Below are 14,757 nucleotides of genomic sequence, written 5' to 3'. Positions count from 1 at the left end.
AGTGTTCTCGATGTTCCCAGCCCCACGCGCGCTCCCCGTTCCCGAACCTCGGCCGGTGCGATCACGTGCGGTGTCGACGCCGGCGCTCCCTGTCAGGAGAACCTTCACCAGTGGTGTGGCCACTGTCAAGATCGGAGCGCCGGCGGCGACTCGCCCGGGAACCGGTGGGCGGCGTCAGCGCCCGGCGCGGGGACGCCGGCAGACGTAGGTGAGCGCCGGCGGGAAGTTGCGCCACACCACGCGCGTGGGCATCACCTCGTCGAAGGTGGCCTCCAGCAGGGCCCGGAACCGGCGGGCGCCCCCCAGCGGGAGGGCGTGCAGGTAGGCGAAGGTCGTGAAGACTCCGTGCTGCCCGAGGCTCTCCGCGCTGCGTCGCAGGATCGCCCGTTGCGCGGAGAGCGGGATGAGCGACCAGGGCAGTCCTCCGACGACCGCGTCCACCCGGTCGATGTCACGCTCGGCGAGCAGTTCGTCCAGTCGGGCCGCGTCCGCGTTGACGACCTCCACGCGGGGGAACCGGCGTGCGAGGTGGTCGGCGAGCTGGGTGTCGACCTCGATCGCGAGGTGGCGACCGCGGTCCCCGAGCCGCCGGCTGATCGTCTCGGTCACGGGCCCCGTTCCCGGGCCGAGCTCCACCACGACGGGCTCGCCCTGACCAGGCACGACGGCGGCCAGCCGCCGGGCGAGCAGCGGGGAGCTGGGGACGAGGGCGCCAATCACGGCCGGCCGCCGGACCACGGCGTTGAGGAAGACGGAGAGGCCACCCCGGGAAGCAGTCATCCTGACAGCTTGCACCCATCACGGCACGCAACCACCAGCGGCCGAACGAGTGTGTTCCGGCTCACTTCGCCGGGTGGGTGCGGGCACCGCGCCAAGCCCGGCGGCGCTCCCCGCCGCGCCGCACTGGATTCCCCGTTCGCCCAGCGCGGGGGAGGTTCAGGCGGCATCCCGGGGGTACCACCAAGGCATCGGAGAGAGGAGGAGCTATGGCTGAGGCACACATGTCACACCAGCCGGCCGGACGGCCCGCCGGCGGCGCCGTGTTGCACCGGGACGGCCGGGAGGGCACGGGCCAGGGCTGGGTTCTCTTCGCGGGGATCTTCATGATCCTGCTCGGCGCGTTCCACGTGATCCAGGGGCTGGTGGCACTACTGCGGTCCGACTACTTCCTGGTCACCGAGAACGGCCTGCTGGTCCAGTTCAACTTCACCGCGTGGGGCTGGATCCACCTCGTGCTCGGCGTGGTGGCCGTCCTCGCCGGGCTCGGCATCATGACCGGAGCCCAGTGGGCGAGGATCACCGGCATCGTGTTGGCCGGTCTCAGCGTGCTGGTCAACCTGGCGTTCCTCGCCGCCTACCCGTTGTGGACGACGCTGATCATCGCGTTCGACATCCTCGTCATCTACGCCCTCGCGGTGCACGGGCGGGAGGCCCGGACGACGGCCTGACCTCAGGGTCGCCCGGTCGGTACCGCATCCGTCACGGCGGGGTGAACCGGGGCCGGAGGACCCCTCCGGCCCCGGACGCGCACCGATGCCGCGGCGGCCACCTCCCGCGCGGGCGCGCGGGACAGGGCATCGACCGGGCACCGGGCGGGTCAGGAGGAGCGCCGCGACTGCCTGTTGAGCATCGCCCGGACCGACGCGGTCGTGATCCCGCCGTCCGGGTGGCGGTCGAGTACCCCCCGCAGCGCCAGGTCGTGCACCTCCCGGCGCCCCAGGCCCATCATCGCCGCGGCCACCGGGTAGGAGACGGCGAGCGCGGTCGGGTGCCCCACCGTGCGAGCCACCGCCTGCCCGAAGGGCGTCCGCCACCACGTGGCGGGCGGGTCGAAGGGGCCAGCCCCCGGGTACAGCGCGAACACCAGCCGCACCGCCGTGGACCTCGCCGTGTGCTGGTCCTCCCCGAGTAAGTCATCCGCCCACCTGTCCACCTCCTCCCGCATCCGGGGCGCCAACCGCTCGTCGACCTCCTGGCGGCCGAGGAGGGCGGCCAGCGGATCGAGAAGAGCGCTCTGCACGACCCGGGACAACTGGTCCACCAGAGCGTCCCGAACCGCGACCATGTCGGTCATCACCAGAGTCCCCTCGTCCATGCCGCCCCTCCTGATGCGTGCCGGTGGGGGCCGTCAACGAGCTCGGCCCGTGTTCATCTTCCCGGCAGGGCGGCCAGCCCGACTCACCCGACCGAATGGCTGAACGGCATCCGGGTTCGTGGGCCATGTCGAGGTGGAACCGTTGACCTCCAGGTCAGCCCCGGCGGCGGAAAGCGTGCTGTCGGGGGTTGGCGGCCTCGAACCGCCGGGGCTGGCGGGCCATCGCCTGCCCCCCTCGCTGAGCGCGTTCGGTCGGGTTCTTCGCCGAACGTCGACGCTCGGCGCGGTTGCGGGGCTGGTCGGCGTCGGTCACGGGTTCCTCCGAGCTGGTGTTGGTCGTCTCCGGGGGGAGGGCCAGGGGTGCGGACGGACGGGCGGGCAGCACCGCCCGGTCTCGGTCCGTATCGCTCAGGTCGGGTTGGTCGTGGGAAGCGGCCATGTGAGGGGCCTCCGTTCCTGGGATGTCACGGGGCGCCGGCGCGCCGGTGGGAACCGTGCGAGCGGTTCGGGGACGCGGGCGCGACGGAACCCCGTCGCACGGGAAGGTGTGCGCGGCACGGTGACCGATCCACGTTCCGGCGGGGAACGGGGTCGTCAACGGTGCGCGGGGAAGCCGCCCGTCAGAAGGGCGACCGAAGCGGCGGTACCACGCTGGAACAGCGGGTCACTCGGGTCTCGCTCTCAGATCACGAGGGTGACCGTAGCAAGGGGCGGCACCGCCCCGCACCTCCTTTTCCAGCGACCGACCACAGGAGGAGGTCCTCGGCGCTGAACCCGCCTGGAGGAGCGGTGCGGACCTCCCGGGTCGGGGGACGCGCCCGCGCCCTCAGTCCCAGGCAGCGGCGAGGCACGCCAGCTCGTCCCGGTACTCGATGCGCCCGGCCCAGTCCGCCGGCCAGGCGTCCATCCCGAGCGCCGCACCGGCGAAGGCACCCGTCAGGCACGCGATCGAGTCGGAGTCCCCGCTGGTCGTGGCCGCCCTGGCCAACGCGTCCACCGGACTTCCCTGGTGGAGCAACAGGCAGTGCACGGCCGTCGCCAGTGCCTCCTCCGCCACCCAACCGGCCCCGGTCCGCTCACAGGGGTCACGAGACGGATCCGGCGCGGCCACCGCCTCGACGAGCCGGTCGATCGCCGAGCGGCACTCGTCCCAGCCGAGGGCCATGTACGTCGCGGGGTCGGGCACGCCCGGCCGGTCCCAGAGGTCGCCGAGCCAGTCGTGGTGGTAGACGGACCGCTGGAGACGGCAGTGTTCCCGCAGTGCCGCCGGGAGGTCGGCCGGCGCCATTCCGTCGGCCAACCAGCGCACGGCCAGCGCGGTGAGCTCACTCGCCGCCAGTGCTGTGGGGTGGCCGTGGGTCAGCGCCGCCTGGAACTGGGCGAAGGCGGCTCGCTCCTGGTCGGCCAGTCCCGGTGCGAGACCCGCGGGCACGACGCGCATGTTCGCGCCGCACCCCTTGGACCAGTCGTTGGTGGCCTCACGCCACGGGAGCCCGTCCGCCAACCTCCCGCACGCCTCCAGGCAGGTCATCCCGGGTGCCCTGTTGTTCTCGGGGCTGCGCGACCACTCCACGAACCCGGACCGCAACAGCGGTTCCACCCGCTCCGCGCTCAGGGCGGGAGGAGTCGTCACGCGCAGCAGGGCCTCCCCCACCGGCAGCGTCATCTGGGTGTCGTCGGTGACGAGGGCCGGGTCGCCCCGCAGGTCACGCGGCCCGCCGGGGCCGTGCTCCGCGACGATCTCCGCGACCGTCCTGAACTCGGTTGCCGCTCCGAGCGCGTCCCCGTACGCCAGGCCGAACAGTGCCCCACTCGCCCGTCGCCGTCCCATGCCACGCCACCCCCAGGTTCACCCGATCGGGGAAGCCTAGTCCTCACCGCCCCCAGTCGGGGGCGTGTGCGGCGAGGTCCGCTCTCCGCTCAGGAGTCCCCGCCCCCGTTCCACACACCGAGGACACCTCGACCGCGAGGAGGAAGAACTGGTCACCGGACACCGCGGACGGCGGGCGAGGACCGGGATCACCCTCCCCACGACACCGCTCCGGTGGCCTCCAGCGCGAGGACACCCGCGAGCCTCACCGAACACGTCGTGGTCTCGTGCCCGGTCGTCGGCCCGAACCACCGGAGTGGCGCCGCCGAGCACTCGGTCATCGGGGTCGCAAGTCAGCAGTACCACCGGACGGACCGTGACCAACGCGGTCGCTGCCACCATGAGCCAGTCGCGCACCTGTGACCCGACAGGTCCGCACTCCCGAGAAGTGCACCTGCCGCTCGACCCAGTTCCGGGGTGGACGGGCACCGTGACGATCGTGGACAGGACCCGGCGTACGGAGGCGTCTCGCGCGCCACCCCGCAGGACCTCCGCGAGTGTGAACGCGTTGACGACGACTCCGGCGCCGCGCTATCGCGCGGTCTGCGGTTAGGCGAGCGCCCTCGGCTGTTCCTCGACGAGCCCGGACAGCCCTTCGCCGCCCAGGACCAGGGAGCCGTCCGCCATCGCTCGACGTCAGGCCATGCCGCCCCAGCCTTCGCTAGGTACCCCTCCGGCGCTGGTCCGTGCTCGGCGGTGAGCGGTTCGGAGCCTCGCCCACCCGCCACTGAGGGCGGGTGGGCGAGCCCGATCGTCTCCCGTCAGCTGCAGCCGGAGGTGGAGCCGCAGCCCTCGCAGACGTAGCAGGACCCGGCGGGGCGCATCTTGGTGCCGCAGGTGAAGCACAACGGCGCGTCCGCCTCCTTGCCCTGCCGCAGTTCGAGGAGCTCGGTCGAACTGCCCGCACCGCTCGTCGGGCGCTCCGGGGCCTGCCCGGCCTCCACGGTGGAACGCATCCCCTCCAGATCGACCGGCTCGGTCCCGTCACCGCTCTCCCCGGCGACCTGCGCAGACCGCTCGGCCACGCTGAAGATGCCCAGCTCGGCGCGCTTCTCCAACGGCAGGTAGTCCAGGGCGAGGCGGCGGAACAGGTAGTCGAGGACGCTGGTGGCGATCCGCACGTCCGGGTCGTCGGTCATCCCCGCCGGTTCGAAGCGGAGGTTCTGGAACTTGGACACGTAGAACTCGAGGGGGATGCCGTACTGGAGGCCCACCGAGATGGACATGGAGAAGGCGTCCATCACGCCGGCCAGGGTCGAACCCTGCTTGCCCAGTTTCACGAAGATCTCGCCGAGGCCGTCGTCCGGGTAGGAACCGGCGTGCAGGTAGCCCTCGGCGCCTCCCACCGTGAAGGACACGGTCTGACTGGGCCGCTTCTTCGGCAGCCGCTTCCGGACGGGCCGGTACTCGACGACCGGTTCCGGGGCCTCCTCGGCGGCGGACTTCGACTTCCCCGCCGACAGCGGCTGGCCGACCTTGCAGTTGTCGCGGTAGATGGCCAGGGCCTTCAGACCCAGCCGCCAGCCCTCCCGGTAGATCTCGGCGACGTCCTCGACGGTGGCCCGTTCCGGCAGGTTGACGGTCTTGGAGATGGCACCGGAGATGAAGGGCTGGACGGCGGCCATCATGCGGACGTGGCCCATCGGGGCGATGGCCCGCTCCCCCATGGCGCAGTCGAAGACCTCGTAGTGCTCCGGGCGCAGCCCGGGAGCGTCCACCACGTGCCCGTGCTCGGCGATGTACTCGACGATCGCCTCGCTCTGCTCCTGCTGGTAGCCCAGCGCCCGCAGGGCGCGGGGAACGGTCTGGTTGACGATCTGCATGGACCCGCCGCCGACCAGCTTCTTGAACTTCACCAGGGCGAGGTCGGGTTCGATGCCCGTGGTGTCGCAGTCCATCATCAGGCCGATCGTGCCGGTCGGCGCGAGGACGCTGGCCTGCGCGTTCCGCCACCCGTGGCGGGCACCGACCTCCAGGCCGCGCTGCCAGGCGGTGGTGGCGCGGGCCTGGATGGCGGAGTCGTTCTGGTTGTGGGTGCGGATCAGGTCGTTGGCCGCGGCGTGCTTGCGCATGACGCGCTGGTGGGCGTCCGCGTTGCGCGCGTACCCCTCGTAGGGACCGACGATGCCGGCGAGCTCGGCGGACCGCCGGTAGGACACCGCCGTCATCAACGAGGTGATCGACGCGGCGAGCGAACGTCCGCCGTCGGAGTTGTACGCGTGTCCCGTCGCCATCAGCAGCGCGCCGAGGTTGGCGTAGCCGATGCCCAGCTGGCGGAACTTCCTGGTGGTGTCGCCGATCTCGGGTGTCGGGAAGTCCGCGAAGCAGATGGAGATGTCCATCGCGGTGATGACCAGCTCGACCGACCGCTCGAACAGGTCGGCGTCGAAGACACCGTCCTCGCCGAGGAAGCGCATCAGGTTCAGCGACGCCAGGTTGCAGCTGGAGTTGTCGAGGTGCATGTACTCGGAGCACGGGTTGGAGGCCGTGATGCGGCCGGACTCCGGGCAGGTGTGCCAGTCGTTGATGGTCGTGTCGTACTGGATGCCGGGGTCGGCGCACTCCCAGGCCGCCCTGGCGATGCGGTCGAAGAGCCGGCGCGCGTCGACCTCCTCCACGGTCTCGCCGGTGGTGCGGGACCGCAGGCCGAAGTTCGTGCCCGACTCCACGGCCCGCATGAACTCGTCGGAGACGCGGACCGAGTTGTTGGCGTTCTGGTACTGCACGCTGACGATGTCGTCGCCGCCCAGGTCCATGTCGAAACCGGCGTCGCGCAGCGCCCGGATCTTCTGCTCCTCCCGGGCCTTGGTCTCGACGAACTCCTCGATGTCGGGGTGGTCGACGTCGAGGACGACCATCTTCGCCGCGCGCCTGGTCGCGCCGCCGGACTTGATGGTGCCGGCGGAGGCGTCCGCGCCGCGCATGAACGAGACCGGGCCCGAGGCGGTGCCGCCGGAGGACAACAACTCCTTGGAGGACCGGATGCGAGACAGGTTCAGCCCCGCGCCGGAGCCGCCCTTGAAGATCAGCCCCTCCTCGCGGTACCAGTTCAGGATCGACTCCATCGTGTCGTCGACCGCCAGGATGAAGCACGCGCTGACCTGCTGCGGGGAGGAGGTGCCGACGTTGAACCACACCGGGGAGTTGAAGCTGAACACCTGGTGGAGCAGCATGTGGGTGAGCTCGTGCTCGAAGATCTCCGCGTCGGCGTCGGTCTCGAAGTAGCCGTGCTCGACCCCGGCCGCGACGTAGGTGCCCACGACCCGGTCGATGAGCTGGCGGAGGCTGTTCTCCCGGTGCTCCGAACCGACCGCTCCCCGGAAGTACTTGCTGGTGACGATGTTCACGGCGTTGACCGACCAGAAGTCGGGGAACTCGACGCCCCGCTGCTCGAAGTTGACCGACCCGTCCCGCCAGTTGGTCATGACCACGTCGCGGTGCTGCCAGTTCACGGCCTCGTAGGGGTGGACGCCCTCCGTGGTGTGCACTCGGCCCACCCGGAGCTTCGCTCCCGCCGACCGGGATCCGCCGGTGGTGGACTTCGCCTTGCCCCTGGCTCGTCCGGTGGCGCTCCCGACGGTTTCAGTCATGCCGCTCTCTCCTCGTCCTGCTGGTGTGGTTCGTCCGCCACTCGGGCGGTTCCGGTCGTGGTCAACCCGCGGTGGGGCTGCCCTCCGGGCAGCCGTCAGCCCCGTCACGTTGCCGGGTGTGGGTGTGGGCCGTCGTGGCCCCGAAGTCGGATCCGCTGACGCCCTCAGGGGGCCTCGGCTGGCTCCTCCCCGTCCGCCTGGACGGTCCGCAACTCGGCGATTTCCTTTTCGAAGTCCTCCACGGAGGAGAACGCCCGGTAGACGCTGGCGAAGCGCAGGTACGCGACCTCGTCGAGGTCCCGGAGTGGTCCCAGGATGGCCAGACCGACCTCGTGGCTGGCGATCTCGGCGGAGCCCGTGGACCGGACGACCTCCTCGACGCGGTGCGCGAGCTGTTGCAGCGCGTCCTCGTCCACCGGCCGTCCCTGGCAGGCGCGCTGGACGCCTCGGACGACCTTGTTCCGGCTGAACGGCTCCGTCACTCCGGAGCGTTTCACGACGGCGAGCACTGCTTCCTCAACCGTGGTGAACCGGCGACCACAGCCCGTGCACGACCTCCGACGCCGGATGGCCTGTCCCTCGTCGACCTCCCGCGAGTCGACGACGCGGGAGTCAGAGTGTCGACAGAACGGACACCGCACGATCCACCCCTTAACTCGGTACGCACTGGTGGGACCGGCATCGCCGCGCCCGGTGACCAGGATACTCGGGCATCGTTCACCAAGCTCACCCGAACCCCAATCTGTAGAGCGTTCCCGGCACTCCGACACTAGATGTTGGGGTCCAAACCTAGACACGCGGCCGAAGCGGGTGCAAGCAACGACACGGGTGAACCCCGACTTCGCCCTGACGGGTGGGCCCGACCTGGCCGTACGCCGCTCCGTCACGGCGCGCGCACCCCAGGTGACGTGCCACCCGCCCCCGCCCGAACCACCCCCTCCCCGAGCGGGCACCCCACCCGACACCCGGCCCGAGCGCGCGCCGAGCGCAGCCGCCCACGGGGCGATCGGAATGGGCGGACGAGGCGTGCGGTGGACGTCGAACAAGGAATTGCGACGCGTTCCGAACCGAACAGACGTTCGATTTCCTTCGTCCTTTCCGGCACTCGGGGAACCGGGGCGACGGGGGGACTCGCCCATTCGAACAGGTGTTTGATCTTCACGTATGTTCGCGTTACCGTGGACATCTCGACAGTCCCGGCGGAGTGGGGCGGACGACGGTCGGCGCGATGTCGATACCGCCACTCCCTCCGCGGCAGTCCCGGGTGATCCACGCGTGGACGGCACGATGATCACGGATCATCTGGTTGCGCGGGAATCACGACGGTGACCGGAGCCGAACGTCGTCACGACGTCGGTGCGACGAGGGCGACAGCCCAGGAGGACAGGAGATGGCACGCAGGACCGAGCCGGATCTGGGCCCCGACCGCGCGGCGGCCGTGTCCGAGGTGCCCTCGACGGGCGCCGCGTCCCCTCCGAACGGCGCGCTGACCAGCCGCCAACAACGGGTGCTCGACGTCATCAGGCAGTGGTTGGACGAGCACGGCTACCCACCCAGCATCCGGGAGATCGGAGAGGCGGTCGGTCTGACCTCCACCTCCTCGGTGGCGCACCAGCTGCGCACACTGGAGCGGAAGGGGTACCTGCGCCGGGATCCCAACCGGCCGCGCGCGGTCGGCGTGCTCCCGGTCGACGTGGTCGTGCCAGCCACGGAGGAGCCCACTACCTCGGCGCCCGCCTACGTACCCCTGCTGGGCCGCATCGCGGCGGGAGGTCCCATTCTCGCGGAGGAGGCGGTGGAGGACGTCTTCCCCCTCCCCAGGGAGATCGTCGGTGAGGGTTCCCTGTTCCTGCTCCGAGTCACGGGTGACTCGATGGTGGAGGCGGCGATCACCGACGGCGACTGGGTGGTGGTCCGGCAGCAGCCCGACGCCGAGAACGGCGACGTCGTCGCCGCGATGCTGGAGGGCGAGGCGACGGTCAAGACCTTCCGCCGGCGCGAGGACCACGTCTGGTTGATGCCGCACAACCCCGCCTTCGAACCGATCCTCGGTGATGACGCGACCATCCTCGGCAAGGTGGTGGCGGTCCTCCGCCGGCTCTGACCACCCCGCCGCCGCGCTGGGGAGGGAGGCGGGGCCGCACGTCGCCTCGGAAGGACGTGGGGGTGCCCTTCGGCTCCCGCCCCGGTCGCGGAGCTGGGACCGCCGCGCGGGGGGCCGCCACCACGACGGGCCGTGCCGAGCGAGGAGCGGCAGTGGCGGGAGCTGGCGCTGGCTGCGCCGGGAGTGCGGACCACCCACCCGCGCCGGTCCCCACGGCCCTCGTCCGCCCTCGGCCGGAGTTCGGCATGGCGACGGCGCCGCGGCCGGGTCACCACTCCCCGGCCAGGGTGTGGGCATCCCGCAGGAGGTGAGACCCCCGGACGCGCGGCACTGGGAACGGACGGGTCGGCTGGGGCGCCCTGTCCGTCCCGCTCCAGCGCCCCTCGGCCTCCCGCCCGGCCGCCCCGGGGTCTAGGTGGCCCGCCGCGAACGGCTCACGACCCAGGTCAGGAGCGCCGCGAGCAGGCCGGCGATCCCCAGGGCCTGCCAACCCGGCATCCCCTCGTCGTCAGCACTGAGGGCGGCGTCCTCCCCGTGGTCCCGCCCGGCTTCGCCGCGGTCCTCCTCCTCGGACGGGACCTCGCCGCTCGCCGTGGACCCCCGGGAACGTTCCGCCTCGGCGAGCAGCTCGACGGCGCCCGGGTAGGCCCGGATCGGCTGGTTCTCACCCTCCGAGGTCGAGAGCAAGGTGCCATCCGGCTCGAGGGCGACGGCCTCCCCCTGCGGCTCGTCCGGGATCGGGATGTTGACCGGTTCTCCGGCCAGGGCCTCCACCACGTCGCCGTCGGGGGCGCTGAACAGGTAGGCCTCGGTGTAGGTGCGCAGCGCGACCACGGTGCCGTCCGCGCTGACCGAGCCGCCCGTGACCGCCACCGACCCCACCATCTCCGGGATCGGCCCCCCTGGCGTGGTGGTGCTCCGAAACCGCACCGAGCCCACCTCCTCCAGGGGCACCGGCCCCGGGGTGCGCAGCGGCTCCGCCGGTCGGTACACGTAGGCGGTTCCGAAGATCTCCTTCGTCACGATGTGGGGTACGCCGTCGCGGTCCAGCAGCAGTGCCTCGGCGTCGTGCGGACCACGCGGGTAGGTCATCCGGTGCAGCGACGCCACCCCGTCCGGGGTGATGCGGACGAAGGCGACGTGCTCCCGCCGCCGGCGGTTGTCGCCGGTCTCGGCCACCCAGATCGTGCCGTCCGGGGCGACCGCGACGTCCCCGACGTCGTAGTGGTCGATGCCGGTGGTGATCACCCTCGCCACCGAGCAGTCCCGGTTGAGGACGAACACCTGGACCTGCGGGTCGTGGTCGTTGACCACGTACCAGTGCGTGCCGTCCGAGGCGATGCCGGAGACCATCGTCAGCCGGGGGTCGCTCATCCTGCACAACTCCACCGGCTCCGGCGGTCGCACCTCCGCCGCCGCCGGAACCGAACCGAGGACGGTGAGCGCCACGACCCCCAGCACGGCCGACGCGACGGCCATCAGTGGCGCGCCGGCACGTCCACGGCGAACTCCCGCAGCGCGGCGGCGAGGTTCGGCCACACACGGGCCCGCAACCGGGTACCGGTGTCGGTGTGCTCCTCCTCCAGCACCTCCCCCTCCTCGTGCACGCGAGCGACCAGCTCACCACGCGAGTAGGGCACCAGGGCGTCCACCACGTCGCCCGGGCGGGGCAGGGCGTCGGAGATGCGCTGGCGCAGGTCCTCGATGCCCTCTCGGGTGTGGGCTGACACGAAGACCGCGTCGGGGAAGAGGTGCCGCAGTTCCGCCAGCACGACCTCGCTCGCCTGGTCGATCTTGTTGACGACGAGCAGCTCGGGTGGCATCGGGTTCTCGCGGTCCTCGGTGATCTCCCGCAGCACGTCCCGAACCGAGGACACCTGCCGGGTGGGCACCGCGTCGGAACCGTCCACCACGTGCACCAGGAGGTCGGCGTCGGCCACCTCCTCCAGCGTCGACCGGAAGGCCTCCACCAGCTGGTGCGGGAGGTGGCGGACGAAGCCGACGGTGTCGGTGAAGGTCAGGGGCCGGCCATCGGGCGTCACACCACGACGGGTGGCCGGGTCGAGGGTCGCGAACAGCGCGTCCTCCACCAGCACCCCGGCGTCGGTGACCGCGTTGAGCAGGCTGGACTTGCCGGCGTTGGTGTAACCGGCGATCGCCACGTTGGGGGTGGTGCTGCCCAGGCGCCTGCTCCGCTTCGTCTGCCGGGCCTGTCCCATCAGGTTGATCTCCCGGCGCAGCTTGGCGATCCGCTTGTGGATCCGTCGCCGGTCGGTCTCCAGCTTGGTCTCACCCGGACCCCTGCCGCCGATACCGCCGCCCGCCAGCCGTCCACCGGCCTGCCGCGACATCGCCTCACCCCAGCCCCGCAGGCGGGGCAGCATGTACTGGAGCTGCGCGAGCTCGACCTGCGCCTTGCCCTCCCGCGAACTCGCGTGCTGGGCGAAGATGTCCAGGATCAGCGCGGTGCGGTCGATCACCTTGAGCTTGACGCGCTCCTCCAGCTGGCGCAGCTGGCTGGGGGACAGCTCACCGTCGCAGATGATCGTGTCGGCGCCCTGCGACACCGCCAGGTCGCGCAGTTCGCGCACCTTGCCCGAACCGATGTAGGTGGCGGGGTCGGGACGGGGGCGCCGCTGCACCAACCCGTCCAGCACCTCGGAGCCGGCTGTCTCGGCGAGCCGGGCCAGCTCGGCCAGCGAGGCCTCCGCGTAGGCGCTGTCACCGTCGGTCCACACGCCGACGAGCACCACCCGCTCCAAGCGGAGCTGCCGGTACTCCACCTCGGTGACGTCGGTGAGTTCCGTGGAGAGGCCGGCGACCCTGCGGAGGGCCACCCGGTCGGCGAGGGCCAGGTCACCCGTCGACGGAGTCTCTTCTTCGACCAGTTCTGGGTCGGACTCGAAGTTCGTCATACGCGTCCATCATCCCACGGTTGGCCACCCTTTTTCCGCTCCCGAGGAGGGTTGGTGCCACCGGGCGTGGGGAGAACGGCTCCGGAGGGCGCGGCAGGGGCTCGGGGGCCGGCGCCCCAGGGCCGGGGACGGACGGGCGGCGGCCCAGCCGACACCAGCCCCGGCCCGGCCTCGCCGCCGCCGGTCGGTCGGTCGTCCTCGTTCCGGGCGACGCAGCCGTCGCGGCGGCGCGAACCGGGTCCCGGTCGGCGCTGGGCGAACTCGTCAACCAGTCCGAGGAGCCCCTCCCCGCAGCCCTTCGAGTGGAAGGCCGCCGACCTCGATGTCGACAGCCGCTCCCGGTCCCCAAGACCCGGCTCCGGGCCCACGACGGCCGGGCGGACGCCGGTGGGCACCGCCTCGGGCGCGCTCGCCCCCGGCCGAGGCCGGCACCAGGGAACCCGCCTTGGCGGGACTCCGGGCGGGTGGAGCAGCGAGGTCGGGTCCTCGACGGGCCGTTCCCGCCTGCTCCTCGTCGGTGAGCTCGCGCCCGTGCGGGCGGTCCGACGGTCCGACGGTGCGGCGGCGCCGAGCGGGCGAGCGGCCGCCCGCTTCCCGCCCGCCGCGCATTCCGCGCCCACCTCGGCCGGCCCGCCCTGTCGACAGCCTGGCCGCGACCTCGCGTCCACGGAGCCGCCGCTCCGCCCAACGGACGAGGTGCCAGGCGAGGACAGGTGGTTGACCGTCACCCGGAGGAGGGGAAAGATCGCCCCGCGTGAAGGGGAGCAGCCTCCGGCACCACCACGACTTCCGGCTCCTCTGGGCCGGGGAGACCACGGCCCAGTTCGGCAAGGTCATCGGGACAGTCCTGATACCCCTGGTCGCGGCCACGGCCCTGGGAGCCAGCCCCTTCGAGATGGGCCTGCTGACGGCGGCGAGCACCAGTGCCTTCCTCGTGCTCGGTCTCCCGGCTGGTGCGATCGTGGACCGGGTACGGCGACGGCCACTGATGATCCGCTGCGACCTCGCTCGGGCCGCGCTCCTGGCCACCGTGCCGTTGGCCTGGTGGTGGGACGCGCTGACCTTCGGTCACCTGCTGGTGGTCGCGCTGCTCGTCGGGGTGTGCACGGTCTTCTTCGACGTCTCCTACCAGTCGATCCTGCCCTCGTTGGTGGGCAGGAGCAGGCTCGTGGAGGGCAACACCAAGCTCCAGGCGAGTGAGTCGGTCGCCCAGGTCTCCGGCAGACCGGCGGCCGGCGGCCTCGCCCACCTCGTGGGGGCCGGCGGCGGGGTGGTCGTGACGGCGGCCTGCTACCTGGTCTCGGCGGTCTCGCTGAGCAGGATGCGCGTCGTGGAGGAACCTCGTCCCCGGCCCCAGGGGCAACGGCTGCGCACCGAGGTCATGGAGGGGGTGCGCTTCGTGTTCGCGCATCCCGTGCTGCGCGCGCTCGCCCTGTGCACCGGGACCGCGAACCTCTTCGGCGGGGTCTTCCAGGCGGTCGTCATGCTGTTCCTGGTCCGGGAGGTCGGTCTCGCCCCTGGCCCCCTCGGGCTGCTGATGGCGGCGGGCAGCCTCGGCGGTGTCCTCGGCGCGCTCAGCGCGGGCTGGTGGGTGGCACGGGTCGGACAGATCCGGACCTGCTGGCTGTCGCTGCTGCTGACCACTCCGTTCGGGCTGCTGTGCGCGTTCGCCGAGAAGGACTGGCGGCTCGGGCTCTTCGCCCTGGGCGAATTCGTCTTCAGCTTCGGCGTCATCGTCTACAACGTCGCCCAGGTGAGCCTCCGGCAGTCCATCACCCCGGACCACCTCCTCGGCCGCATGAACGCCTCGCTCCGGTTCCTCGCCTGGGGGCTCATCCCCCTCGGCGGGCTCCTCGGCGGGGTCCTCGGGGAATGGCTGGGCGTGCGGGAGGCACTCGTGGTCGCGGTGGTCGGGCAGTGCCTCGCGATTGCCTGGGTGGTCCTGTCGCCCCTCTACCGGGACCCGGCGTCGGTGCGCGCGATGGTCGAGTTGACCGCGACCGAGCCGCCTGACGGCGATCCGGGTGTGCCGTCCCGTACCTGACGCCCGCGCCGGGCATGGGCCGGCCGGGCCCTGGTCCCCAGGGGTTCCGCTGGTCCGGGCGCTGAGGCGGCCGGCCGTTCGCCACGCCGCGCCACGCCGATCGGCGGCACCGATCAGCCCAGCCGAAGCAGCCCCACCT

11 protein-coding genes are annotated in these 14,757 nt (G+C 71.9%); 3 read left to right on the top strand and 8 right to left on the bottom strand.

Annotated features, from left to right (window positions below):
• Positions 1-174: 174 nt before the first annotated feature.
• Positions 175-780, bottom strand: coding sequence for a class I SAM-dependent methyltransferase (locus ACOJVX_RS06060; RefSeq protein WP_026418313.1), 606 nt, complete (start codon positions 778-780; stop codon positions 175-177).
• 206 nt (positions 781-986) lie between these two features.
• On the opposite strand from ACOJVX_RS06060, the gene ACOJVX_RS06055 reads away from it, so the two are divergent.
• Positions 987-1,448, top strand: a complete 462-nt coding sequence (locus ACOJVX_RS06055; protein WP_245588745.1) for a DUF7144 family membrane protein — start codon at positions 987-989, stop codon at positions 1,446-1,448.
• A gap of 149 nt (positions 1,449-1,597) precedes the next feature.
• Here ACOJVX_RS06055 and ACOJVX_RS06050 read toward each other — a convergent pair whose 3' ends face one another.
• From ACOJVX_RS06050 to nrdR, 5 genes are all read right to left on the bottom strand, one after another.
• Positions 1,598-2,095 (bottom strand): hypothetical protein, encoded by a 498-nt coding sequence (locus ACOJVX_RS06050; RefSeq protein ID WP_026418311.1) that lies wholly within the window; start codon positions 2,093-2,095, stop codon positions 1,598-1,600.
• 154 nt (positions 2,096-2,249) lie between these two features.
• Positions 2,250-2,534, bottom strand: a complete 285-nt coding sequence (locus ACOJVX_RS06045; RefSeq protein ID WP_418154819.1) for a hypothetical protein — start codon at positions 2,532-2,534, stop codon at positions 2,250-2,252.
• A 387-nt stretch (positions 2,535-2,921) separates the two neighbouring features.
• A complete protein-coding gene (locus ACOJVX_RS06040; RefSeq protein WP_422647315.1) occupies positions 2,922-3,926 on the bottom strand; it encodes an ADP-ribosylglycohydrolase family protein in 1,005 nt (334 codons plus the stop codon).
• Positions 3,927-4,726: 800 nt separating this feature from the next.
• Complete coding sequence (locus ACOJVX_RS06035) at positions 4,727-7,555, bottom strand: vitamin B12-dependent ribonucleotide reductase (RefSeq protein WP_422647314.1); 2,829 nt, start codon at positions 7,553-7,555, stop codon at positions 4,727-4,729.
• 164 nt (positions 7,556-7,719) lie between these two features.
• A complete protein-coding gene (gene nrdR / locus ACOJVX_RS06030) occupies positions 7,720-8,196 on the bottom strand; it encodes a transcriptional regulator NrdR (protein WP_026418307.1) in 477 nt (158 codons plus the stop codon).
• A gap of 749 nt (positions 8,197-8,945) precedes the next feature.
• Between nrdR and lexA the strand changes: the two genes are divergently transcribed.
• Positions 8,946-9,659 (top strand): transcriptional repressor LexA, encoded by a 714-nt coding sequence (lexA, locus tag ACOJVX_RS06025; RefSeq protein WP_418154816.1) that lies wholly within the window; start codon positions 8,946-8,948, stop codon positions 9,657-9,659.
• Positions 9,660-10,070: 411 nt separating this feature from the next.
• Here the strand turns inward: lexA and ACOJVX_RS06020 are convergent, their stop codons facing one another.
• Both ACOJVX_RS06020 and hflX read right to left on the bottom strand, forming a co-directional pair.
• Positions 10,071-11,138: a hypothetical protein gene (locus tag ACOJVX_RS06020; protein WP_103055619.1), complete on the bottom strand. Its 1,068-nt coding sequence runs from the start codon at positions 11,136-11,138 to the stop codon at positions 10,071-10,073.
• On the bottom strand, positions 11,138-12,574 hold the full coding sequence (gene hflX / locus ACOJVX_RS06015; RefSeq protein WP_026418304.1) for a GTPase HflX: 1,437 nt from the start codon (positions 12,572-12,574) through the stop codon (positions 11,138-11,140). The genes ACOJVX_RS06020 and hflX overlap by 1 nt, the downstream gene beginning before the upstream one ends.
• A gap of 754 nt (positions 12,575-13,328) precedes the next feature.
• On the opposite strand from hflX, the gene ACOJVX_RS06010 reads away from it, so the two are divergent.
• Positions 13,329-14,618: an MFS transporter gene (locus ACOJVX_RS06010; RefSeq protein ID WP_418154813.1), complete on the top strand. Its 1,290-nt coding sequence runs from the start codon at positions 13,329-13,331 to the stop codon at positions 14,616-14,618.
• Positions 14,619-14,757 lie beyond the last annotated feature (139 nt).

Source organism: Actinoalloteichus caeruleus (genome assembly GCF_049311605.1).
GTDB classification, from domain to species: domain Bacteria; phylum Actinomycetota; class Actinomycetes; order Mycobacteriales; family Pseudonocardiaceae; genus Actinoalloteichus_B; species Actinoalloteichus_B caeruleus.
The sequence above is the reverse complement of the archived record's forward strand: the minus strand, read 5'-3'. Positions and strand labels throughout refer to the sequence as shown.